We start from the raw sequence: 24,753 nt of genomic DNA on the forward strand, positions 1-24,753 counted from the left end.
GAATTTAGCTCAAGAAGTCAACTGCCGCAGGGAGCGTTCCAGCCGCTTGAGGGCATTGAGTCGGTCGTGGGGGCGGTAGGCTAATTCCACAACCGCGCGGGTGCCTCCCTTGGAACTCGTTTGCCATTCGATGTGCCCACCGATTAGGGCCACCCGCGATTCAATATTGCCAATGCCCAGTCCACGGCGGGCTTTTTCGTAGTCAAAACCATCGCCGTCATCTTCGTACAATAAGTGGAGTATTCCTCCTCTAAGCTGCAATAAAATCCTTACCTGCTGGGCGTTGGCGTGCTTGAGGGTATTGTTCAATAACTCCTGCGTAATTCGGTACAGCATCAATTCCGTTTCGGAGTCGAGGCGGGCCGGTAAGCTATCCGCTGAAAAACGAATCTTCAGGGTAGACTCATCGATGCGGGATAAAAGTTCTTCCACGGCGGCTTCGTAGCCATACTGTTCCAGGGTTCGGGGACTAAGCTCGCGGAGCAGGCTGCGAACATCGGTGATGATTTCGCTGATCAGTTGCCTCGCTTGATCGCCGAGCGAACCGGAGCGGTGCGGATTCGTAGGAGAATCGGTAGCAATTCGGCTAATGTAAAGCTTCAACGTAGCCAGACGGGTACCAATTTCGTCGTGCAGATCCCGGGAAAGGTTCTTTTTAATCTGTTCCTGTAATTCAACGGCCAGTCGGACTTTCTGCTGCTGTTGCCAACGAATGCGGTTTTCGCGCCGGCGCAACCAGACGTATCCAATAGCGCCCAGAAAAAAAGAAACTAAACTAATAAACCAGATGGTTTGCCAGAAAGGAGGCTTGATGGTAATGTGGAGTTGGTGTGTTTTTTTGCTCCACTGCCCATCTTTATTTGCAGCCCGCACCTGAAAGGTATACGTCCCCGGTGGAAGGTTGGCGTACCGAACGTAGGTGTCAGAACCCGCCTTAACCCAATTTTTGTCGTAAGGCTCGAGCTTGTATTGATAATTGTTATTGCCACTGCTATAAAAATCCAGAGCGGCATACTCAAGTGCAATTGTATTGCGGTTGTAGGGTAATTCAATCTGACTGGCTTCTCCGACGTACTGATCCAGGCGGTATGGCTCCTCATTAACGAGCAATTTATAGACATAAACGCTTGGTAAATACGGGCTATTTCGGAAATGCTCGGGATAAAAACGATTAAACCCGTTGACGCCACCAAAAAACAATTCACCATCGGTTGTTCGGCAATAAGCGTTGCCGTTAAACTCATAGCCCTGCAAACCATCCGACAAATCGAAGTTTTTAAAAGCAAGCGTCTGGGGGTCAAAACGGGCCAGACCACGGTTGGTACTAACCCATAATTTTTGCGTATGATCGGGAATGACGGCGTAGATAAACTCATTGGCTAAGCCATTTTGCTCGCCAAAAAGCTGTATTTTACCCGTCTTTAGGTTTAGTCCGGCCAAGCCTTTGTCCGTAGCCATCCATAAGATCTGACGGATTTTATCTTCGTAAAAATGCAGGATAGAAAAGCCTTCAAGGCCCTTCAGAGCCCGCTGGGTAGTACCCTCTAGCGGAGGTTTTTCAAAGCAGAAGAAACCAGACAGGTACGTGCCCACCCAAAGCCGGCCCTTGCTGTCGCGGTAAAGGCTAAAAATATTTTTTTCTTTTAAAGCCGCAACTTGGGTCAGCTTTCTCTCTGGAATATTAAGCTGGAACATGCCGTCTTCGGTGGCCGCCATCAAGGTGTTTGCATCGACCGTGACCAGCCCACGCACGAAGTTTTCCATGACCTGGCTATCATGCTTATCGGGAAGCCAAATCTTGTCAAACTGCTCCGTGTTTGGGTTAAAAGCAAAGACGCCTCCAACCGTTCCAACCCAGATGCGTCCCGTTGGATCTTTGTGGAGCGATTTGATGAGATTGCGAGAGGGAAGGTTCCCACCCTGAATTTGGGTCAAATAACGCTTGGTGATTTGGTTATTCACCCGATCTAGAACATCAATTCCCCGCTCGGTGGCGATCCAGATTTCTTTAGAAGACGTTTCGAGAAAGCTTCGAATTACGTTGCTACTCAGCACGGCCTGTGTCTGGTTGCGCTGCGTTTGCTGGCGGTTATAAATGCCATCGAAGCGGTAATGTTCCGGCAAAATCCGGGCTAATCCATCGGGGTCGGTATTGGCCCAGACCATGCCTGCTTTATCAACGTATACTTTACTGATTTCGTAATCCGTAAGATGCTTTGGAATGTTGGTAAAATCCGTCAGCTGCGTAAAGGCGCCCGAACTTTTGTCGTAAAGCCAGATGCCGGTTCGTTGTGTGCCAATCCAGAGCCGTCCCTGTTGATCTTCTTCGATGGAATAAATAGTGCCCAGCGGTTTTTGACCGGGAGGAGCGATATTTTGCAGTTTTTTGGTTGACGGTTCGAATCGGAGCAGTCCATCGGTAGTGCCAAGCCAGACAACATCCAGGAGGGGTTCGGGGTAAAACGAGAATATAGTTTGCGGAATCCCAAATTCATTGCTCGGATAATCGCTGAAGTAGCGGTGTACTTTCCTGGTATGCTGGTTGTAGCAGACTATTCCTTTGGGCGCATGAAGCCAAACCATCCCGGAAGGCGTTCGAATGGTTGAGTTTGGCTGGTCGTATTCGTGGGGCGGCTTAAGATCCGGGTGAAGGATCTGCTTCTTTTTGGTTTTCAGATCATAAGAAACCAGGCCATCCAGTTCACTGAGGTAGAGCAGTTCGCGGGCATCAGCGTAAAAAGGCAGTGCATTTTCTTTGATGGCTTTTCCATTTTTATCGTATACGTGCAAGTGGGAAAAGCGGTTACTAGCGCGGTCGTATCGATTAAGGCCATTTTCCGTACCCAGCCAAAGGTTGCCGCCACCATCTTCGACAATTCCGAAAATGTTGATTCCTGTGATGGATGTTGTATCATTATGAGCCGGGCGGTAATGCTGAAAACGGTGGCCGTCGAAGCGATTAAGCCCGTCCTGAGTACCCAGCCAGAGAAAGCCCCGACTGTCGTGCAGCATGTGGTAGACAGAACCCTGGGTCAGCCCGTTATCGACGCCAATGTGATCAATGCGAAAAGCCTGCGATGACCGGGGTTGAGCAAAAGCAGAAATCAATGGGCCTGTTAGCAAGTAAATCGCCAGTAAAGCGAGCCCAATTGATCTCCAGCATAGTTTCATGATTTATTTAATCGGTAAAGGACTGGTAAGTTAACAGTTTTACCGATTACCTACAAATCAAACCTTGGTTAGAGTCAGTCTATTCCAGTTAGTTATGGGCAGTTAGGCTTGTAATCGCTTCTATTTATAACGAACTTTATAGCCTGATTTTACCTTACTACCATCAGCAATATGCTAAAACCAACGCTAATTGGATTGTCCCTTATGTTGACAGCCTCGCTTGCTCAAGCTCAGTTGAAATACCCCCAGACCCGCCAGGTAGACCAGACAGATGATTACCACGGTACCAAGATTACCGACCCTTATCGTTGGCTCGAGGATGATCGGTCGGCGGAAACGGGCGCGTGGGTAAAGGCCCAGAATGAAGTTACCTTCGGTTATCTGGAACAAATTCCCTACCGCAGGCAGTTGCAGGAGCGCCTCGAGAAAGTTTATAATTACCCGAAGTATTCAGCTCCATCGCGAAAAGGAGAGTGGTTCTATTTTTACAAAAATGATGGCTTGCAAAATCAATCGGTTTTGTACCGCCAGAAAGGATTGAACGGAGCGCCGGAAGTGGTGATTGATCCGAATAAACTCTCGGCGGATGGCACCACCCGACTTACGGTATTTAGTCTGTCAAAAGACGGTCGTCACTCCATCGTTGGATTCTCTAAATCGGGTTCCGACTGGCAGGAATACCAAGTGATGGACATGGCAACCAAAGCGTATTTGTCCGACAAAATTGAGTGGGTAAAAGTATCGGGTGCGGCCTGGCAGGGCGATGGGTTTTATTATAGCCGGTACCCCAAGCCCGAAGGTTCGGCGTTAGCAGCTAAAAACGAAAACCACCAGGTTTATTTCCATAAAATGAACACGCCCCAGTCGGCAGACCGGCTGGTATTTGAAGACAAAGCGAATCCGCAGCGGTTTAATGTTGCCTATACATCCGAAGACGAACGATTTGTTTTTCTAAGCGTTAGTGATCGCGGTAAGGGGCTGGATGGCAACGCTTTATTCATGCTGGATGCAAAGGCTGGACAAAAAGATTTTACGCCCGTCGTAGCCGAAATTACGAATTTTAGCTACAGCGTAGTGGATAACGACGGCGACCAACTGATTGTGTCGACCAATGAGAAAGCGCCCAATAGCAAAGTGCTTTCGTACGATCCTAAGCAAAAGAAATTTTCGGTTTTGATTCCTGAAAAGCCTGAACCGATCACCGAAGGCGGTGTTGGTTCGGCAGGGGGCAAGTTATTCGTTGAGTACTCGAAGGACGTAACCTCACGCGTATATGTATACGATCTGAAAGGAAAACTGGAAAACGAGATTCAGTTGCCCGGCGTCGGAACAGCAGGTGGTTTCGGCGGTCAACGCGATGATAAATTTGTCTTTTTTACGTTTTCGTCCTTTACGTTCCCGCCAACGATTTACCGCTACGACCTAGCTACCAAAAAAGCGACCGTGTTCCGCAACCCGGAAGTCGATTTCAAGCCCACGGACTACGAAACAAAGCAGGTATTCTACTCCAGCAAGGACGGTACTAAAGTGCCGATGTTCATCACGTACCGGAAAGGGTTGCAACTAGACGGGAACAATCCGACGTTGCTGTACGGCTACGGTGGGTTTAATGTTAGTTTACCGCCTTCCTTCAATCCGCTGTTGATTCCGTTCCTGGAGCAGGGTGGCGTTTATGCCCAAGCCAACCTGCGTGGGGGCAGCGAATACGGGGAGAAATGGCACGAGCAAGGCATGAAGCTTAAAAAGCAGAATGTTTTCGATGATTTTATTACGGCCGGTGAATACCTAATTGCCCAAAAATACACGTCCTCGCAAAAACTGGCCATTCGGGGCGGCTCCAACGGTGGTTTGTTGGTGGGGGCCGTGATGAACCAGCGCCCGGATTTGTTTCGGGTAGCTATTCCGCAGGTGGGCGTGATGGACATGCTTCGGTTTCATAAGTTCACCATCGGCTGGAACTGGATTGCTGATTATGGCAGCAGCGATAATGCGGAAGAATTTAAGGCGCTTTATGCGTATTCGCCCATTCACAACATCAAGCCCGGCTTGAATTATCCGGCAACGCTGATCACGACGGCTGACCACGACGACCGGGTGGTGCCCGCGCATTCGTTTAAATACGCCGCTACGTTGCAGGCTGCCTACCAAGGCCCAAACCCGGCCCTGATTCGGATTGAAACGAACTCGGGACACGGCGCGAGCAATACGAAAAAGAACATTGAAACGATGGCCGACATCTATGCTTTTACGCTCTGGAACATGGGTGTGAAAAGCCTGCGGGAAGTCGCCAGTAAATAAACGTTAGCTACTAAAAACAAAAACGCTCCGGCAGACTGTCGGAGCGTTTTGCATTGGTACAAAAAAGCATCTATTGGTTACTGACCCAGCTTGAACGTTAAGCCTACTTTCAGGATTGAAATCGAAGAACCGAGTTCTGCAAAGCCACCAAGATTGTCGGAGAAGAAATAACGCCCCCCAATGTGGACAGGAACAGTAACGAATGAAGAATTATAAAAGCTTGAGTACGGACCTGTGTATTTGAAAAAAGTAACACCTAATCCAGCGTACAAGTCGGCCTTATCGGTCGTCAAGTTTAGTAGATCATTAAAGTGATAGGAGCCACGAGCACCAATATCAAATCCACCAAACCCGTCACCGAAGCTTCTGAAACCACCAGCAGCACCTACTGTTATATCTTTGACAACGCCAATGTCGATAGCGCCATTGAAGCCTACGCCTGCACTGTAAAAATAATTGCCGCCGACACCGACACCAACATTAATAAACTTAGTCCCTTTATCGACAGCTAACTGGGCAAAAGATTGAACACTGGTAAGCAGTAAAACTGCTACAAATAATGATGCGAGAGCCTTTTTCATCTTTGTGTGGATTGATTAGTTGTTGTTAACGATGCAAAGTTAATTGGATTTTTTGTGGTAGCGCAAGCGTAGTTTTACTCGAAAACGGATGGCTGCCGGAAAATAGGTATTTTCCCGTATTATCTTAGGATGAAGTGTACATTTCAGGTATAAACGGTAACACTAATTTATCTGGCGGTCAGCGAAAGTTAGAAAGCAGGACCTTTCCCTTATTTTGTCGGACGATTATAACTATAGTTTAGGTAAAGTAAGTTGAAGCATTAAACAGATCACAGAGCGTTTAAGTTATTCTAAGATCGATTAAAATAATGAAAGTGTAATATATGGGACAGCAAAGTGACGATTTACATGGTAGTGCACCGGATGCCTGCCCGGTGGCTTTGTTGATTATTGATATGATCAATGACCTGGAATTTCCAGAAGGGCCTGAATTCTTAGATCCAACCCTGGATGCAGCCCGAAAAATTGCTGTGCTTAAAGAGCGGGCAAAAGCGCTGAAAATCCCGGTTATTTACGTAAATGATAATTTTGGCCGCTGGCGTTCAGACTTTAAAGAAGTCATCAAACAATCGTTTCGGGACGAGGCGCGTGGACAGGTTTTATCAAAATACATCCATCTTGAAAAAGACGATTATTTCATGATAAAGCCTAAACATTCGGCTTTCTACGAGACAACCCTCGATACCTTGCTAAAGTATCTGAAGGTAGAGCGGTTAATTCTGACGGGGATTAGCGCAGATGTTTGTGTGCTCTTCTCAGCCAATGATGCCTATATGCGCGACTTTGGTCTTTATGTTCCGGCTGATTGTGTAGCTGCCGGGACGACAGCCCATACGCAAGCGTCGCTGGATTACATGGAGCGGGTACTGGGTGCCGATGTAACCCCATCGGAGCAACTGGACCTTCAGGAATTGACGGTCCAGACGGCCCCAGCAGCCACGTAGCAAACCAACTTAAAATTGGAAATAGATAAACTGGTTTGAGGTAAAGACGCCAAATAAATAGCACAGAAAGCACAGCAGCGGGAATACCACAAAAAAGGCCAGGTTGCTGCGCGTTGGAATCGTAAAGTAGAACTTTTCTTTCCAGAACAAGGCCGCTACCAGCAGAAGACAGAACCAGAGTTCAGTCGTGTTTAGCGGCGAGCTTAGCGGACCTTCGAAAGGGGAAAACACAATTTTACTGATGATTTCCAATGCGTTGCCAACTGGCGCAAACCGGTTTCGGAAAAATACCCACGTCAGCATCACCAGGATAAACGTTAGCGAAAGCTGGAAAAATTGATACGCTTTGTTTTCTTCCGGAAACTTGATGCCCCATTGGCTCAGAGCCTTGTCACGCCAGCCTGCCATTAACTGGTAAGCGCCGTGCAAGCCGCCCCAGACAATATAATTCCAGCTCGCGCCGTGCCACAAGCCGCTGACTAAAAAGACGATAAATACATTCAGGTAGCGTCGGCTCTGGCTGACGCGGTTTCCCCCTAAAGGAATATATAAATAATCCCGGAACCAGGTGGAAAGTGAAATGTGCCAGCGCCGCCAGAATTCAGCGATGGAACGGGAAAAGTAAGGCGTTCTGAAATTCTCCATGAGCGTAAAACCCATGGTTCGGGCAGAGCCGATGGCAATGTCGGAGTAGCCCGAAAAGTCGCAATAAATCTGAATGGTGAAAGCCAGGGTGGCTACCAGCAGTGTCAGACCATTGTGTTCGCTGGAGTTATTGTAAGCATGATCGACGATCAGGCCCAGCCGGTCGCCAATGACTACTTTCTTGAAAAAGCCAAACGCCATCTGCATCAATCCAGCCTTGACATTTTCGAAATCGTATTTGAAATACGTGTGAAACTGGTGCAGTACGTTTTGTGGCCGTTCGATGGGTCCCGCTACCAATTGCGGGTAAAACATGACATACAGCGCATAAATCCCGAAATGGGACTCTGCTTTCTGATTACCCCGGTAAACTTCAATCGTGTAGCTCATGGCCTGGAACGTATGAAACGACAGGCCAATCGGTAGAAAGGCTTCGACAAGGGCAAATGACGTAGCGGGTTGCTGGCCAAACAGCAGCAGAACTTTGTTCAGAATTTGCAGACCCGCGCTGTTGGTTCGCTGGGCAGCCGCATCCAGACCTAGCTGATCAAGAAAAGTAACAGCAATGTCGGTAAAGAACCCGAAATATTTAAAAAAAGCCAGAATCCCGATGTTAGAAATCAGGCTGATAATCAGCAACCACTTGCGGTTGGAGCCCTGCGTTCGCTCAATCCACAGGCCAGCGTAGTAGTCAATGACAATGGTCAGGAAAAGAATGAGGATGTAGGCTGGCTTGAAAACGAGGTAAAAATAGCAACTCGCTAACAAAAGTAGCACCCAGCGTCCTTTCCACGACAGACTGTAATACGCTAGCGTAACAACCAGGAAGAAAAGCAGGAACTGTAATGAATTAAACAGCATTTTTCTGCTCGTCCGGTATCAAAAAATTTCTATCTAACTGGCGTTCCTGCTCGCAAATCACCTCTCGAACGACATACAAAGGCCGCCCTTTTGTCTGGAAGAAAATACGCAGCACGTATTCACCAATCAATCCCAAGGCAATTAGTTGAACCCCGCTGAAGAGGATCAGCAGAAAAATCATAGCCGTGAAGCCTTCGGGGACATCGTTAAAGACATATTTTTTAATCAATGTCTGGATGAAGTAAATGACCGCAATACCAATAGAAGCCACCCCAAGTTGCGTAACAAATTTGATCGGAAATTCACTGAAGTTGAAAATCCCGTTGTATGCCAACTTACGCAGCATTTTGAACGTGTATTTTGCCTCTCCGGCTGCGCGGGCATCGCGTTCGTACTCAACACCGACCTGCTTGAAACCAATCCAGGTCCGCATTCCCCGAATAAATCGGCTTTCTTCCGGCATTTTATTCAGTACATCAGCGACGCGGCGGCTAATTAGGGAAAAATCACCGCTATCAAGGGGAATATCGACGTAGGAAATAGACTTCATGAAGCGGTAGAACAGAAAATAAGCAGTTTTCTTCAAAAAGCCTTCTTTCCGTTTTTTGCGAACGGCATAGACTACATCATAGCCTTGTTTGTACTTTTCGTAGAACTGTGGTAGAAGCTCCGGGGGGTCCTGCAAGTCTCCGTCAATAACAAATAAGGCTTCCGTGCCCCGGGCCGTGGCCATGCCAGCCGTCAGGGCAATCTGGTGACCGTAATTACGCGAGAGGAAGATACAGTGGTAACGCGCATCGGTCAGGGCAACCTGCTGCATGAGCTGTGCCGTGTTATCTCGGCTGCCGTCGTCGATCAAAACTACCTCAATTGAAAGCGGTGACGTGTCCATTAGGGCATTTAAACGAGCAACCAGAAGCGGAAACGTTTCACGCTCGTTATAGAGGGGCGCTACGATGGAAATCTGTGGTGCAGACAAAGTTAGTCGATGGTTGGTCTTATACTGAGCTCAAAATTACACCTTTTCGCTAACGCCTCCATACCAAATTGGGTTTTATTAGGAAACGTATACTTTATGGCGCTGATACTCACTGGTTCAATTGGACATTTTTAGTACTTACGCGCAACTTCCAGTTGCTATAAATAACCTCTCGCTGGGGCTCCCGGACAACCAGCGTGCCAACGCGGTAGGTTCCTGGCCGAAGCGATTTTAACAGAATGGGCGTTGATTCATAGCCCGGCGCAAAATAGCGACCCTGGGTCAGGAAAAGGCGAATCCCATTGCGGTTTTGCAGCGTAGGAAAAAGATAAGTTAATGAATCTGAGTGCAGAACGGTATAAGCACCGTCATCGAGACCGGAACCGCGCTCAAAACGCTCATCCAGAATAGTTAAATAATTGGAATCAGGTGAAATCTGGGCAATCAGGCTCTGCCGAGCAGCTGTGTCCTGTTTGGCCAATGCGGCTAAACCGGTGTAAATTCCTTCCGGAAAACGGTACGTTTTGGCTTCCAGTGCCATCAGAACGAACTTATCAACCGCCTCGCGGAATGACAAATAAATAGGAGACGAAGGTAAAGTCCGGGTATATTGCCAGGAGTAGGCATCGACCAGCAGAGTCCGCCGGAAATTAACCATGTGTTCGAAATACTGAAAATACCCCGACGTGAAAAAAAGAAGCCCAATACCAACAAAAACGCCAGCTACGTATCGACGCAACCGTTGGGGCACCCCCGCCAGCACCAGACCATACAAAACAAGCAAAGTTAGACTGGATATAAGTTTGTAGCGGCTGATGTAAATATCCTCGATGCCGTCGCCCGCCCGCGCTGTTGCGTAGGCCAGCATCGTAAGAAGCAGAATCAAAGCGCCTCCGGTCAGGAACAAAACCGGCTGCGGGAACCGACGAACGCGCTCGGCCGGAATGAGCAAGGCCATGGGCCAGCGAATAATTTTGTACTGACTTAAAAGGCCCAACAGCCAATAAGCTGCTCCCAGAAAAAGAGGAACGCCCACCACCGTTGTGACCAGCAAGCGTAGTTTCAGCGAGAATTTGAAGCCAGGATCGGCAGGCATTCCCAGAAAAGCGAAAAACTCCTGGATGACCACGCCCGGAAGTTGAATCAGGTTGTCGGTTAGTTTGGGGCGGTAAGCCGGAATTTCCAGGCGGTAATAGTATAGCCCAAGGAACGGCAGTATGCTGACTACCCAGATGATAAGTGCCCGATAGCGTTGCTGATAAAGCAAAATCAAAATGCCTATTGCCCAGGCAAAAGAGCCGTTGCTGTCGGTGCCGATGGCTATAATTCCCGTAATGATTGCCGCAATGAATGCCCAGCGCTGCGGTTTTGCGACCAGATAAAGCGTACAAAAAATTAGAAAATAGACACTGAGGTGCTGCGTTGGCAGCATGCTCCACAGCACCGCTTCGTAATAACGCGGTTGAAACAGAATCAGGGAAACCGGAACGACAGCCCACCACGCCATTCCTAACCGCCTAATGGTTTTAGCAAACAGCAACCACAAACCCGGTAGCGCCAGACAGCCCACAAAAATCTGGATCCGGTGGTCGTGAATCCCGTTAACCAGATAAATCAGGTACGCGATAAGGCGGGCAACAATGATGCGGCGTTCATCGTCCTGCACGTACAGAATATGCAGACTTTTCCAGAATCCGGGCCCTTTCGACAGCTCGGCTACCGGTCCCATAATCGCGTCAAAATCATCCTGATACGGCATGTTCACGGCGTAGCGAACCGTCCACCACGCAAAAAGCAGAATGGGAGCGAGCAAGATTGGCCAGATGAGCGCAGGGTGTTGGATGAGGCGGTAGCGATTTTTCATGGACGGTGGTTATGGAATGGTAATTTGCTGAGATGAATAAACAATGCCCGACGGATCGGGAGCAATGTATAACCCAACTTGGTAGGTACCCGGATACAGCGCTGACTTCAGCACCTCGGCAGCTAGACCGCTGGCAGGGCCATTCAGGTAGAAAGGCCGCGGACGAAACTGAGTGATAATCGGAAAAAGATACGTATGCGCTGCCGACTTTACAATGACGCAGGCGCGTTGCGAACCGCGCACAACTGGTCCATCAAAGGAGCTAACCCAGAAACTATCGCCTTGCTCTTCGACTTTGAACTGCAAGTTTTTGTCCAGCTTAGTCGGAATCGGAGCCAGGAGCGCTTTCTCCGCCGAGGATGTAAACATATTATCGGGATAGCGGTAAAATCCTTGGCTAACAGCGCCTTCCATCCATTGCTTCATGAAGGTGCCGTACGTAGTACCTACCATAGCGCCGAGGCCATTGCCGTTGTGTTTTTGGTTAAAAGCAAACGCTTCGATGCGCTGTTTACGCTCGGCCAGAGCGGGCAAGTGCCAGAAATACATGACTCCCCAGACAAGCGTACCGATACCGATTCCGCCCCAAACATAGCGTTTTAGCCACTTGCTGTTTTTGGCTTCACTCAGCAGGTTCAGGTAAATTAGACACACCAATAGCGACGGATACAGCATGTAATTGCTAATAAGCATGACACTGTAGCCAAATCGCGGACGCAAAAAGGCTACAACCACCGCATTCACGAGTAAGAAACCATATCCGCCAACGAAGAAGTAACGCCGTTTTGCCAGGTCGATAGGGGCGTGGAGGACTGATTTAGGCCAGGGCCACAGCATTTTCCAAAGCAGGAAAAGAAGGGTTGGCAGCAGGGCGAAACCCGCCAGTGTGGGCAAAATACTCCGTCGGAAAATTTCGGCTTCCGGGAAAAAATCGAATTGGCCGCCGAGAAATGTGAAAAAGCCGAAGAAAACCAGGTGCGGATTTTTTAGAAAAAAGCCGATGCTACTTTCATTGCCCTGGGGATTGGCAAAATCGTGGAAATAGAAAAAGATCGCTGCGGCACCAATACCCAACCAGAACGCCAGTTTTTTAAACTCGCGCTGAACCAGCAAAACCCCGGCCCCCGCTACCCAGCCAAACAATCCGTTACTCATGGAAAAGGAGGCCAGTAACTGAACCAGCAACGCGCCGCCGAAGCGTTTAGACGTCTGCTCCGCCAGCAAATAAAGGCTGCTAAAAACCAGAAAAGCGGCAGCTTCGTGCTGGAGGGCCGTGATCGCCCAATTGCTGGTCAGGTGAAACTGAGGCTGAAGCAATAAGAGCGGAACGGGTAGAAACGCCAACAGGGGCAGGCGTAGCGATTGAAAAATGCGGAAGAAATAAAAAAGCAGCCCGAGCAAACAGCCGAAAGCAATAAAAATCAATCCGCGAAAGTTGACTTCACCCGTTAGGCTGTGCATTCCGACGGTGGCGAGTTTGGCAAACAGAATGCGGTGTTCATTATTGGGCTTGAACAACCAGTAAATCTTGTCGGAAAGCTGATCCGTTTTAAGATACGTCAGCATAAAGCCGATAAACGACTCGACGTCATCCATCCACGGAACGTTGACGGCATAGTTTAGCAAAAGCCCCGTAAAACAAACGATGGGTAGGGCGATCAAAACCGGAGAAATCCGTTTGAGCGGCTCCGAAACGTGCATCATGGTTATTTTGTCTGAAGTTGGGTGGTGCTGTCTCCAACGGCCTGTGCGTTGACTTCGCCTAGACGCACCCCATTTTTGTGATAATAACTAGCCCAGCATTTGTTCCAGAGATGCTGCGGATTTGGGGTGATGTCTTCCAGCACCAAAGAGGCGGGAAAAGCGGCCAAAGGAGCCAGAACCACCGTATCGGCAGGACTAGCGGCCATTTGCTGGTAACGCGCTTTCATGGCCAGATCATACTGAGCAGCCCGACCGGACCGCCAGTCGCTGTACATCATTTTCAGGTTTGAATTGGCATAGGTAGTGAAAAGAAGCCCTAAACCAGCCACGGCAACCAGGGGCCAATTATAGTCAGTCAAGAGAGAAACGTCGCCGATGCGCTGCCGAAACACCCGGACCCAGATAATGAGGTTGTAGAACCAGCCAAGGATAAAAACGATATTAACGGCGTTCATCAAGCGCGCAACCGGTGGAATTCCAACCGCCCAGAAGTGCAGGAACGTCAAGGCAAACAAGGTTGAACCAAAATAAAGCAAGGCCAGTAACGGATGCACGAAAAAATAAGGCCGCACCACGCTCCGTCCTTCCGTAAGCCGAAAAGCCAAAGGCAGGAAAAGCAGCGATAAGGGCAGAATAGGTGTTTTGACCAGCAGTTTTGGAAAATAACCTAAGCTGTATTTAAGCGTCTCCACCACCGAAAAAACCAGGTTCTGATTCTGTGGATTTCCTGACATTCGTACAGCATTACCGGGTGCCTGAAGCAGAAAAAAGCAGCAGATCACGGCCCAAACCAGCAAAGAAATAAACGAAACCGGAATCTTACGTCGGTACAGCACCATGCAAAGCAGCAGCATGGCCAACAGGGACATGGCCATAACCATGCTGGTTTCGCTGGAACCGATAATTCCCATGACCAAAAAAGCCTCCGCAATGAACAGGGGCGTTGAAAACTGGAACTTATGGCGGTCATGAATAATGAACACGCCTAGCAACAGAATGAGAAAAATGCAGGAGAGCGAATAACAGGCTAGTCCGGTATACCAGTAAAAAAATTCCGCAATGGTCGCCAGACTCGTTATGGTCAAAAAAGTGCCGCCGGAAGCCATAACCAACTGATCAACGGGCGATAAAATGTGGCGGGTGAGCTGGCGGGCCAATACGTAAAAGCTGGACCACAGCAAGCCTAGCACCAGAATCGGAAAAACATGGTACCCGTCAATCCAGCCCCACACCATGGGATTGGTGTGGACAATGAAGTTATGGAAAAAACGCCCGGTCCAACCGTTGTAATAAAAAACCTGTGCCTGCCAGAATCCGAACTTGATTACGGTATCCGTAAAACAGTAATCATCGGTGGGGGAGGGATGATTGTAGAAAGCCAGAACGACTAACAGAAAACCCGCCAGAAACAGGCAGCCCGTCAGAATAATTCCAACGATCAGCCGTGGTAAGAAAGCTACATTCATTACTCAACAATTACCTTATTAAAATGCCGACTCAGCACTGGATAGGCGAGTACAGCCAGTAAGATGACCAGTGTTCCGGCGTAAAATCCTGTTGTCATGCGTTCGCTTTCGCCAAAAACCAGGTAAGCCAGCAGGATGCCATAAACCGGCTCCAGATTGACCGTCAGGTTGATCGCAAAGGCTGTAAACTTACGCATGAGTTTAACAGAAGCAGCGTAGGCATAAACAGTACATACTAGAGCCAGAATGACAATCCAGATCCAGTCGTTGGGAGCCGGGATTATGGCCATCGGTTCATTCGAAAGTCCCAAATATAACCCCAGCCCTAGCAATGAACCCAGAAAAGCACCGCCCATTTCGTAAAAGGTTATTATCTGAGCCGGATAGCGGTGCGTAAATTGACTGTTAATGATGGAAAAAACAGCGGCTAACATGGCCGAGAAAATAGCAACCGATAGCCCCAGGGCTTTATCAAATTCAAACCGAAAAATCATGTAAAGTCCGGCAATAATAACCAGACCCAGTCCAACTTCCAGCGTTTGAATGCGGCGTCTAACAACCAGTGGCTCAAGCAAACTCGTCCAGAGCGAGCAGGTGGCCATACCGGCCAGACAGACCGAAGCGTTGGCAATGCGGGCCGCTCCGAAAAAAGCCACCCAATGCACCGCAATGATAACACCGGTTCCCAAGAGCTTGAAACGATCTGCTGTCGGAACGGCAAAGGATTTCTTTTGCAGAAGCAACAACGCACCCAAGCCGAGCGTGGCCAGCAAGGTCCGGTACATGACCAGAGGAAGCGAAGAAACACTGATCAGCAATCCCAGAATGGCCGTAAACCCCCAAATCAGCACAATAAAATGCAGGTGCAGGTAATCTTTAAGCGTTGGTTTTGTGCGCATGGAGCGTTGGCTACGGTCGGCCAATTTTTATCTTGGAATCGTATGGTACAGGATTAAGCCAATGGCCGCAAAAATAGCATTTGGCAGCCAGACCGCCACTAACGGATTCATATTCCCGGATTCGGCAATGCCTTTGGCCATCATGAAAAACAAGAGGTACACAAAAGCCAGAATAAAGCCCAGTGCCACCTGCCAGCCTACACCCCGGCGGCTTTTCCGGGCCGACATAATGACGCCAATGGCGGTGAGAATGATAATGGCGAAAGGCCGGGTCTGGCGGGCATATTTTTCGAGCAGGTAGGTCTCGACGCCATCGGCCCCCCGACTTTGCAGGAGTTCAATGTAACTGTTCAGCTCTGGAAATGTAAAGGTTTCGTAGAGGTTGTAATGATTGTCGAAATCCGACGGATACATATTCAGAAGCGTATCCACTTTCGGGCCGCGCGTGATGGTTTCCTGCAAGCCATTGATGGTACGGATCGAATAATCATAAATGGTCCACTTCTTTTTTTGCATGTTCCACTCAATCCGGTCGCTGGAAAGTTTTTGCTGCAACTGGTTGTCTTTGACTTTCTCCAGCGTGAACTTATAGCCCGTATTAACCTGATTGTTGTAGCTTTCCAGATAGGCATAAACGTCCGGAGCCACTTTCAGGTGAACATTGCGGCCAGAATACGTAAACTGATCTTTGATGTATTTCAGCTCGAAAGCGATCCGGGTTTTGTTGGCGCGCGGAATAATCCAGCCCACCAGAAAATACGTAGCTACCCCCAGCATAAGCGCCCCAATAAAATAAGGAACCAGAAAGCGAATAAAGCTAACGCCCGAACTCAGAATAGCGATAACCTCTGATTTGGCCGCCATGCGGGACGTCATGAAAACTGCCGCAATAAAGACCATGAGTGGGCTGATGGTATTGGCCCAATACGGAATAAAGTTGAGGTAATAATCAAACAGAATTTTATCCGTGGGAGCGTTGTGTTTGTAAAAATCATCCACTTTCTCCGTGTAATCGATCATGACAACAACCAGCACGATCATCAAAACCACGAAAAGATACGTCAGGAGAAATTGCTTAAGAATATATTTGTCTAAGAGCTTCATAATTGGCTTGCCAGTGTCAGTTACTGCCTTTCTACTAACGACTGACTAAAAGATTTCGAGCTACTTCGTTACTAACAAATAACAATTTTTCACCATTGATCTGCACGGAGATCGATTTGTCGAACGAATTAGCGTCCTGGACATTAAGCTTACAACCCAAATTCAGGCCAGTTTTGTCCAGATGCTGTAAAAATTCCGTCGAATGCTCCAGTACGCCCATCACCTGCACTTCCTGACCAACCGGAATCTCCGATAATTTACGGTATTCTACTTCCGGCATCTGACCCGCCGGGCTGGGAATTGGGTCGCCGTGGGGATCAAATTGCGGATAATCCAGGTAGGCATCCAGGCGCTCTACCAGTTCCTCCGACCGAATGTGTTCCAAATCTTCGGCCATCTCGTGTACTTCGTCCCAGCCAAAACCCAGCTTTTCGACCAGAAAAACTTCCCACAACCGATGGCGCCGGATTACTTTCAACGCAAGCCGTTTGCCTTCTTCAGTCAGGCGAACACCCTGGTACTTTTTGTAATGAATAAGGCTTTTTTCGGATAATTTACGCAGCATGTCCGACACCGACGCGGCCTTTGTCGATGTCATTTCGGCCAGCGAATTGGTGGTTACCTCGCCCTCTTGCCGGGTAGAAAGGTAATAAATCGTTTTTAAATAATTCTCCTCAGTGAATGAATGCATAAGTCACATTACCAGCTAAGTATTCAGCTAATCGGCAGGTTAACAAATCGGTCTCCCAACAAATTTACATTTTTATTACACAATTATTATTTTTTAGATTAGTCTAAATTTTTATTTAGAAAACATTTTATATATTTGTCTTGTTACACTTAAGCTGTTATATAAGCAAGTCAAAATAGTGAATTGGTAGCCTAAAAAATTGGATAGAGGTCTTCCGCACAAAATATTATGGGGGCATCAGTACTTTCAACCACCGAATCGAATCGCCAGGATAAATCGAAAAATGTAGACAATTCTCTTCCGGAAGTACACGCTAGTGTGCCGGTATTTGAGACTGGGTCTTTTTGGAAGCGTTTGATGGCCTTTATCGGGCCAGGAATGATGGTTGCCGTGGGGTATATGGATCCGGGAAACTGGGCAACCGACATTGCTGGCGGGTCTAGTTTTGGGTATACGTTACTTTCTGTGATCCTGATTTCCAACGTGTTTGCTATCCTGTTGCAACACCTGGCTTTGAAACTGGGCATTGCCACGGACCGCGATTTGGCCCAGGCTTGCCGGGATCATTACAGCCGACCAACGGCCATTGTCTTGTGGGTTTTGAGCGAAGTAGCGATTGCTGCCTGCGATTTGGCCGAAGTCATCGGTTCGGCTATCGCCTTAAATTTACTTTTTCAGATTCCGCTCACCGTTGGGGTATGCATCACGGCAGTAGACGTGCTGCTGTTGCTATATCTGCAAAACAAAGGATTTCGCTGGCTGGAACGACTAGTGGCGGGGCTCATTTTCATTATCTTGGGCTGTTTTGCCTACGAAGTGATCGTGGCTAGTCCCGACTGGAGCGCTGTTGCGGGTGGGTTGATTCCGAAGCGTGAAATCATTACCAATCCGGCAATGTTGTACGTGGCCATTGGAATTTTGGGCGCTACCGTAATGCCACACAACCTGTATTTGCATTCCAGCATTGTACAAACCCGCAACTACACGCGCAGCGAAGAAGGCCGACGAAATGCCATTAAGTTCGCAACCATTGATTCCACAGTATCGCTGTTTCTCGCGTTTTTCATCAACGCTGCCATTCTGGTGTTAGCCGCGGCGGCTTTTCACTTCTCAGGGAATCAGCACGTTGCCGATATTACCGACGCGCATGCCTTGCTCAATCCAGTGTTGGGTGCTACGATGGCCAGTACACTTTTTGCCATCGCTTTACTCGCATCCGGCCAGAACTCAACGCTGACCGGGACCTTGGCGGGGCAAATTGTGATGGAAGGTTTTCTGCACATTCGACTAAAACCCTGGTTACGCCGCTTGATTACGCGCTTGATTGCCATTGTGCCCGCCCTGATTGTAACCATTCTTTACGGCGAAAAAGGAACCGCTGATCTGCTGGTGTTTAGTCAGGTGATTTTGTCTATTCAGCTAAGTTTCGCGGTGGTGCCTTTGGTTCAGTTCACCAGCGACCGTTTGAAAATGGGTCCTTTTGTAAATCCGAAGTGGATAAAGGTAATTAGCTGGGTGGTAGCCGTGCTTATAATCGGTTTGAATGGCGTTCTTCTGGCTCAGATAATCGGTTTCTAAATCAATCAAAACCAGCAGCGCTCGTACGGGCTTAGTCAAGGCGATAATACCGTTTGGTCAGGCTCATTTTTTCCTTGTATCCGAAACGGGAAACGCCCTCGGTTAGTAGGCGCACCTTCGTGACGTAATTATTGGTTCTCCCTTTTTTACTGAAATACTGCGCAAATTCCGCCAGACTGCGGGGGTGCGCTGGAAATAGCAAGCCAGCTTTTAGCAAAGGCAACGCCGTTCTAACCGTATCCCGATTCCCTTCTTTATAGGTAAGCTCTAGTTTCAGGTGTGGCGGTTGCCAAAGCAGACGCGAAGTGTGACCTGCCAGGTTATAGTGACCCTGTAGTTGCCAAAGCTGTAGAGTATTAGCGCTATCCTGAACAGGCAATGTCTGGTTTAGTAAACAGGACTGGGTTTCTGTCTTGACAGGCTCAAGCTTCAAAGGATTTGGGCGCTTCTGGAGAAAGAGCCACCCATTACTGGTATCAGCTACGGCGTAGGTTTGCAAGAGCGCCAGCTTTGTTACTGTCTCATCCGAAAAGGGAGAGCGGTCATCTGTAGAGGACCAATTAATGAGCAGTGCATCAGGTGCCCGTTCAGATAAGAAATGATTGGCGTTCAGCGAGTCCAGATAAGCGTTGGTTACCTGATAGGTTTGAATAACGGGGCGGGGCGCATAAGTAAGCCGATGGGCGTAAATAGCCGCAATGTCATACGGAATGCAATCGACCCGTTTACCCCGCAACTGAGTAAGCCAGCGCTCAGGCCAGTGGCTATGGCTAGGCGTTAGGCTTGGCTTCTGAGGATTAACCACATCCTGAATATAAGCGGACCACTGGGGTACCCAGCGATACCAAAAGTTGCTTTCCCAGTGATAAGGAACACAGATTGGCGCTAGGCCAGTTATGAGAGCGATGGGCAAGAAGGCCAACTGCCGAAGCAAAGGAGTGGCGGCGAAGAGCGCTAATAGCCCATAAGGCAGTAAGGCATATTTAAAGAACAAGCCAATATGCGACAAGTCGGCCCGTACGAAAGACTCTTTGAAGAGTACAAAGCACTGCAATAAAACCAGGAGTAAAAGGGTTCCATCCTGTTGCCGCGCTTGTTTTAGGGTACCTGATTTCCAGATTCGCCAGATTACGTAAAAAAGCACCCCCACTGACAAAGCGGTGATGCCAAGCCCGACCAGTAAAATTCGTCGGTCCGTTATCAGATACATAACATCGTTATAGGAATCGATAATCTGCCAACTAGCTAAGAGATAAGGACCTAACTTCACAGGTAAGAACCAGGCACTTACTCCCAAAAGGCCGAATGTACCCAGCAAGGCAGCGGCACAGGTGACGAGCTTGATGCGCCCTGAAAGGGTTTCGGCAACTACATAGAACAAGACGCTCAGGACGGTTACCAGACCAACATTTACCTTTAAATAAAATGTTAAGATAGACAGGCTTATGGCAACCGGCAAGAGCCATCGCTGGCCCGTTCTACGGTGGCAGGCCAGTGCGGCTAAAATCAAAAAATACAGTACGAAAGGATGCTCCTCGCCAGATGTTTGCCGGTGAATAACCGCCAAAACGAAAAGAACCAGATAGCGAATCAGCTGCGGACGGGAGCCTAGCGCCCACCAAACTACCAGTCCCATTCCTGCAAATCGAACGAAATCCAGCGCGACAATTCCCCAACTGGGAGCGGCAATGGGTAGGCGAGTAATCAGCCAACTCATTGGGCCGTAGGTAAATACAAATTCAGTGCCGTGGATCAAGCCAAGCTGCCGGGCCAGGTGTAGGCCGATTGTCCAGGAGCCATCCAGTCCGTTCTGCGGTTGGTTATAAACAGACCAACGATCAAAAAGTAAAGCAATTAAGAGAAAAGTGCCTGCCAAACGAATGAATGGAAATGGATAAACTTGCCGCTGAGAAAAGCGACCGTTAGCAGGAATCATTTTCTATATTTTTATGGATAGCTACATTCTGAGAAAGATAGGTTTAAGATAGCTTCATTCTCTAAAATATAAAAATAATTATAAGCCTTCATTGTTATGTGAAAGATTTAAAAGGCCCTAAATGCCTACTTTTTGCCCGGGCGCAAATTTAATTAACCCCCACCTTACAGAACGATTTTAGCTGTTATCTTTGCCGAACTTTATGAAGCCGTGCTTGCTACTAAGCACATTCAGTATGGAAGATAAAAGGCAGATGGACAAGGCCACGGCAGCTGGTATACTCGTGGCATTCGGTATCATCTTCGGCGACATTGGGACATCACCTCTGTACGTTCTCAAAGGGGTCACTGGTACAAATACTCCAATTGATGCCAACGTCATTTACGGCGCACTCTCCTGCATTATCTGGACCCTCACTCTACAAACAACCGTTAAGTATGTCATACTAATTCTTCGGGCTGACAACCGGGGTGAAGGTGGGATTTTTGCGTTGTATGCGCTGGTTCGGAGGCATGCGCGTTGGCTGACTGTTCCGGCTATCATTGGTGGCTCGGCGCTGTTGGCCGATGGAATTATTACACCGCCGATTTCGGTTGCTTCGGCCGTCGAAGGGTTGCGCATTATCTACCCTAATATTCCGACTGTTCCCATTGTTATTGGCATCCTGACCTTTATTTTTCTGGTACAGGCGCTGGGGACAAGCACGGTTGGGCGGGCTTTTGGGCCTATCATGGTGATCTGGTTCTCCATGCTGGGCACACTGGGGCTGATTCATATTTTTGATGATCCCTCGATTCTCAAATCAGTTAATCCTTATTATGCCTGGTGGCTGCTGGCGCAGCATCCGGGTGGATTTTGGCTATTGGGGTCTGTTTTCCTTTGTACGAGTGGGGCTGAAGCACTGTATTCAGACTTGGGCCACTGCGGACGGGGTAACATTCGGGTGAGCTGGGTGTTTGTAAAAACCTGTTTACTGCTAAATTATCTGGGCCAGGGCGCCTGGTATCTGGGCATTCAGGGACAAACGTTAGGCGAACGCATTCCTTTTTATGAACTGATGCCTAACTGGTTTCTGATCATAGGAATTACCATTGCTACCGCTGCAGCAATCATTGCGAGCCAGGCCCTGATTAGTGGTTCATTTACACTTGTCAGCGAAGGCATCCGGCTTAATTTCTGGCCTAAAGTGCGGTTGGTTTATCCATCGCTACAGAAAGGTCAATTGTACGTGCCTAGCGTTAACCTGCTACTCTGGTTGGGCTGCGTTGGCGTAGTGCTGTACTTCCAGGAATCGGCGCGGATGGAAGCTGCGTATGGTCTGGCCATCACGCTGACCATGCTGATGACGACCATGTTGATGGCCTATTACCTCTATATCAAAAAGTACCAGGCTTGGGGTGTAGTTTTGTTTCTGTTGGTTTATCTGGGCTTCGAAAGCTCTTTTCTGGTTGCCAATCTGATTAAGTTCACGCACGGAGGCTATGTTACTTTGCTGATTGCCATTGCGATTGCTACGTTGATGTATATCTGGCTGAGGTCTTTCCAGATCAAGTTACGCCTGACGGAATACGTGAAAATTGACCAGTATATTCAGCCTTTTAAGGAATTGAGCCGCGACATTAGTATTCCAAAATACGCCACGCACCTGGTCTTTATGAGTAATGCGGCCCGCGCCTCGGAAATTGAATCAAAAATTATTTATTCTATTTTCCAGAAGCGGCCCAAGCGCGCTGATATCTACTGGTTTGTCCATGTCGATATTACCGATGATCCGTATACCATGGAATACAAAGTAAACACCATCGCACCCGATGACGTTTACAAAGTAACCTTCCGGCTTGGTTTCCGGATGGAACAGCGGATTAATCTTTACTTCCGCAAAGTGATCGAGGACCTGGTGAAAAACAAGGAGGTGGATATTACGAGCCGTTACGAATCCCTGAGCCGTCAGAATGTGATTGGTGATTTTCGGTTTGTCGTGCTCGAAAAATTCCTTTCTTACGAAAATGATTTGCCGTTTAGCGAGCGGATCATTATGGATATCTATTTCTACGTCAAAGGATTTACAACGCCCGAAGACCGTTGGTTTGGCCTTGACAGTAGCTCGGTGAAAATCGAAAAAGTACCGCTTGTTATTCGCCCGGTCGAAAATGTCAAACTGAAGCGGATTTATAGTTGAGTTTGAAAATCACCCATTTTTATGAAGCTATTAATTACCGGCGGAGCCGGATTTGTCGGCTCTTCGCTGGCACTTTCCCTGAAAAGGGACTATCCACACTACGAAATTTACGTACTCGACAACCTGAAGCGGAAGGGTTCTGAACTAAATGTTGCCCGTCTGAGCAGCGCAGGAGTCAACTTTGTGCATGGTGACATTCGGAACAAAGAAGACTTTGACTCCCTGCCGCTGGTTGATGCACTCATTGAAGCCTCTGCCGAACCTTCTGTGTTGGCTGGGCTTGACGGAACGCCTGACTACCTGATCAATACCAACCTGGTTGGGACTATCAACTGCTTAAACTACGCGAAGAAATCGAAAGCAAACGTCGTTTTTCTCTCGACGAGCCGGGTTTATCCGATCAAAGCCATCGAGACGCTGAACTACGAGGAAGCCGACACCCGCTTTGTATTGACCGACGACCAACCTGTACCGGGCGTATCATCAAAAGGAATTGCTGAAAACTTTCCGCTGGACGGAGCCCGGTCGCTTTACGGCGCGACAAAGCTGGCGTCGGAACTGATGATTCAGGAATACAATGAGTTCTACGGCCTGAAAACGGTTATCAATCGTTGCGGTGTTATTACAGGACCGTGGCAGATGGGTAAGGTCGATCAGGGCGTTATGGTCCTTTGGATCGCGAAGCATTATTTCCAGCAGCAGCTGGCTTATATTGGTTACGGCGGAACAGGCAAGCAAACCCGCGACATGCTCCATATCGCTGATCTTTACCGCTTAATCGATTGGGAGCTGCACAACATGGATAAAGTAAACGGCCAGATTCTCAACGCGGGGGGCGGTGTCGAAAGCAGCGCTTCTTTGCAGGAATTGACCAAAATCTGTCAGGAAGTAACAGGCAAAACCATTCCAATCAACCAGGTTTCGGAAAACCGGGCGGCTGACATTCGGCTGTACGTTACCGATAACACCAAAGTAACCAACCTAACGGGCTGGAAGCCGGAATTAGGTATCAAAGAAATCGTGTCTGATATTACGAAGTGGCTAGACGAAAATCGGGCCGCCTTAGAGCCGATTCTTAAGTAAGATCAGGGACGAGCTTCGGTTCGTCCCTTTTTTCTTTTCCGTTGATAAAGCAAATAGCCTACAAAAATTAATCCGCTGGCGACAGAAAGCCAGATAAAACCTTCTTTTAGTCGGCTTGTATTTTCCCCAAAAAAGCCAATGGCAACCGCTAGGGGCGTAACACCTACCAGCGTGGCAGTAATGAATTGAAAGAATTTCATCTCCGTTAGTCCGCTGACCAGGCTGATGGCGTCGCCGGAAACAATAGGAGAAACCCGGGCTAAGACTACGGCCCAGAAACCATGTTCTTTCACCCAGTTTTCTATTTTCTCCTCGGTTTTGTCACCGACTAATTTCTTGACAGCCACATTGCCAACGTATTTCCCAACTGAATAGGCAACCGCCGCTGCGATAACAACCGATAACAGCGAAAGCAGGGTCCCCCAAACAGGGCCATAGGCCAGTACTGCTACGACCATCAGCGCCCAGGAAGGAATGACGATCATGAAAATTTGCGCAATCATGGCAAACACAAGCAGGAGTGGCCCCAGCCAGCCAAACTGCGAAACCCATTTCGTAATTCGCTGTTCGTCATCGCTGGTAAGAACGGTGAAAGCCTCGCTTAAAAACTGTCGAAAGTCGGGAATCGCGGCATAGCTAATACCAATACCTAACGCTAAGGCGCCGGTTACAAACAAAGGTAGGTGCTTGAGAAAATCAGAATTGGTTGAATCGCTGGAACTTGTCATCTTACGCAAACTAGTATTTATATAATAACCAGTCCGGTAGGC

At 48.4% G+C, this 24,753-nt stretch carries 17 protein-coding genes; 5 read left to right on the forward strand and 12 right to left on the reverse strand.

The features are described 5' to 3' along the window. Positions 1 to 9 precede the first annotated feature (9 nt). On the reverse strand, positions 10 to 3,171 hold the full coding sequence (locus L0Y31_RS07855; RefSeq protein WP_234736567.1) for a ligand-binding sensor domain-containing protein: 3,162 nt from the start codon (positions 3,169 to 3,171) through the stop codon (positions 10 to 12). Between the two features lie 171 nt (positions 3,172 to 3,342). Between L0Y31_RS07855 and L0Y31_RS07860 the strand changes: the two genes are divergently transcribed. Further along, the gene (locus tag L0Y31_RS07860) at positions 3,343 to 5,469 is read left to right on the forward strand and encodes a prolyl oligopeptidase family serine peptidase (protein ID WP_234736568.1); all 2,127 of its coding nucleotides are present in this window, start codon (positions 3,343 to 3,345) and stop codon (positions 5,467 to 5,469) included. A 77-nt stretch (positions 5,470 to 5,546) separates the two neighbouring features. Here L0Y31_RS07860 and L0Y31_RS07865 read toward each other — a convergent pair whose 3' ends face one another. After that, entirely contained in the window at positions 5,547 to 6,050 is a 504-nt protein-coding gene (locus L0Y31_RS07865) for a hypothetical protein (protein WP_234736569.1), read from the reverse strand. A 323-nt stretch (positions 6,051 to 6,373) separates the two neighbouring features. Here L0Y31_RS07865 and L0Y31_RS07870 point away from each other — a divergent pair, with 323 nt between their 5' ends. Continuing rightward, entirely contained in the window at positions 6,374 to 6,994 is a 621-nt protein-coding gene (locus tag L0Y31_RS07870) for a cysteine hydrolase family protein (RefSeq protein WP_234736570.1), read from the forward strand. A gap of 9 nt (positions 6,995 to 7,003) precedes the next feature. Here L0Y31_RS07870 and L0Y31_RS07875 read toward each other — a convergent pair whose 3' ends face one another. The 8 genes from L0Y31_RS07875 to L0Y31_RS07910 form a co-directional block, all read right to left on the reverse strand. Next, positions 7,004 to 8,500, reverse strand: a complete 1,497-nt coding sequence (locus L0Y31_RS07875) for an MBOAT family O-acyltransferase (protein ID WP_234736571.1) — start codon at positions 8,498 to 8,500, stop codon at positions 7,004 to 7,006. Further along, positions 8,490 to 9,479 (reverse strand): glycosyltransferase family 2 protein, encoded by a 990-nt coding sequence (locus L0Y31_RS07880; protein ID WP_234736572.1) that lies wholly within the window; start codon positions 9,477 to 9,479, stop codon positions 8,490 to 8,492. The genes L0Y31_RS07875 and L0Y31_RS07880 overlap by 11 nt, the downstream gene beginning before the upstream one ends. A gap of 109 nt (positions 9,480 to 9,588) precedes the next feature. Beyond that, positions 9,589 to 11,343: a hypothetical protein gene (locus L0Y31_RS07885; protein ID WP_234736573.1), complete on the reverse strand. Its 1,755-nt coding sequence runs from the start codon at positions 11,341 to 11,343 to the stop codon at positions 9,589 to 9,591. 9 nt (positions 11,344 to 11,352) lie between these two features. Beyond that, positions 11,353 to 13,047, reverse strand: coding sequence for a hypothetical protein (locus L0Y31_RS07890; RefSeq protein WP_234736574.1), 1,695 nt, complete (start codon positions 13,045 to 13,047; stop codon positions 11,353 to 11,355). A gap of 2 nt (positions 13,048 to 13,049) precedes the next feature. After that, the gene (locus L0Y31_RS07895) at positions 13,050 to 14,513 is read right to left on the reverse strand and encodes a DUF6056 family protein (RefSeq protein WP_234736575.1); all 1,464 of its coding nucleotides are present in this window, start codon (positions 14,511 to 14,513) and stop codon (positions 13,050 to 13,052) included. Further along, positions 14,513 to 15,412, reverse strand: a complete 900-nt coding sequence (locus L0Y31_RS07900; protein WP_234736576.1) for a DMT family transporter — start codon at positions 15,410 to 15,412, stop codon at positions 14,513 to 14,515. Before L0Y31_RS07900 ends, L0Y31_RS07895 begins: the two co-directional genes overlap by 1 nt. A gap of 27 nt (positions 15,413 to 15,439) precedes the next feature. Then, positions 15,440 to 16,516 carry an LptF/LptG family permease gene (locus L0Y31_RS07905; protein WP_234736577.1) on the reverse strand — a complete coding sequence of 359 codons (1,077 nt, stop codon included), beginning with the start codon at positions 16,514 to 16,516 and terminating at the stop codon, positions 15,440 to 15,442. A gap of 34 nt (positions 16,517 to 16,550) precedes the next feature. After that, on the reverse strand, positions 16,551 to 17,207 hold the full coding sequence (locus L0Y31_RS07910; RefSeq protein ID WP_234736578.1) for a metal-dependent transcriptional regulator: 657 nt from the start codon (positions 17,205 to 17,207) through the stop codon (positions 16,551 to 16,553). A gap of 228 nt (positions 17,208 to 17,435) precedes the next feature. Here L0Y31_RS07910 and L0Y31_RS07915 point away from each other — a divergent pair, with 228 nt between their 5' ends. Then, entirely contained in the window at positions 17,436 to 18,785 is a 1,350-nt protein-coding gene (locus L0Y31_RS07915) for an Nramp family divalent metal transporter (protein WP_234736579.1), read from the forward strand. A gap of 31 nt (positions 18,786 to 18,816) precedes the next feature. On the opposite strand, the gene L0Y31_RS07920 is transcribed toward L0Y31_RS07915, so the two are convergent. Further along, the gene (locus L0Y31_RS07920) at positions 18,817 to 20,721 is read right to left on the reverse strand and encodes a hypothetical protein (RefSeq protein ID WP_234736580.1); all 1,905 of its coding nucleotides are present in this window, start codon (positions 20,719 to 20,721) and stop codon (positions 18,817 to 18,819) included. A gap of 235 nt (positions 20,722 to 20,956) precedes the next feature. On the opposite strand from L0Y31_RS07920, the gene L0Y31_RS07925 reads away from it, so the two are divergent. Both L0Y31_RS07925 and L0Y31_RS07930 read left to right on the forward strand, forming a co-directional pair. Beyond that, positions 20,957 to 22,900, forward strand: coding sequence for a KUP/HAK/KT family potassium transporter (locus L0Y31_RS07925; RefSeq protein ID WP_234736581.1), 1,944 nt, complete (start codon positions 20,957 to 20,959; stop codon positions 22,898 to 22,900). 21 nt (positions 22,901 to 22,921) lie between these two features. Next, entirely contained in the window at positions 22,922 to 23,983 is a 1,062-nt protein-coding gene (locus L0Y31_RS07930; protein ID WP_234736582.1) for an NAD-dependent epimerase/dehydratase family protein, read from the forward strand. A gap of 2 nt (positions 23,984 to 23,985) precedes the next feature. On the opposite strand, the gene L0Y31_RS07935 is transcribed toward L0Y31_RS07930, so the two are convergent. After that, positions 23,986 to 24,711, reverse strand: coding sequence for a TVP38/TMEM64 family protein (locus tag L0Y31_RS07935; RefSeq protein WP_234736583.1), 726 nt, complete (start codon positions 24,709 to 24,711; stop codon positions 23,986 to 23,988). Positions 24,712 to 24,753 lie beyond the last annotated feature (42 nt).

Origin of the sequence: Tellurirhabdus bombi (assembly GCF_021484805.1) — a bacterium.
Taxonomy (GTDB): Bacteria; Bacteroidota; Bacteroidia; order Cytophagales; family Spirosomataceae; genus Tellurirhabdus; species Tellurirhabdus bombi.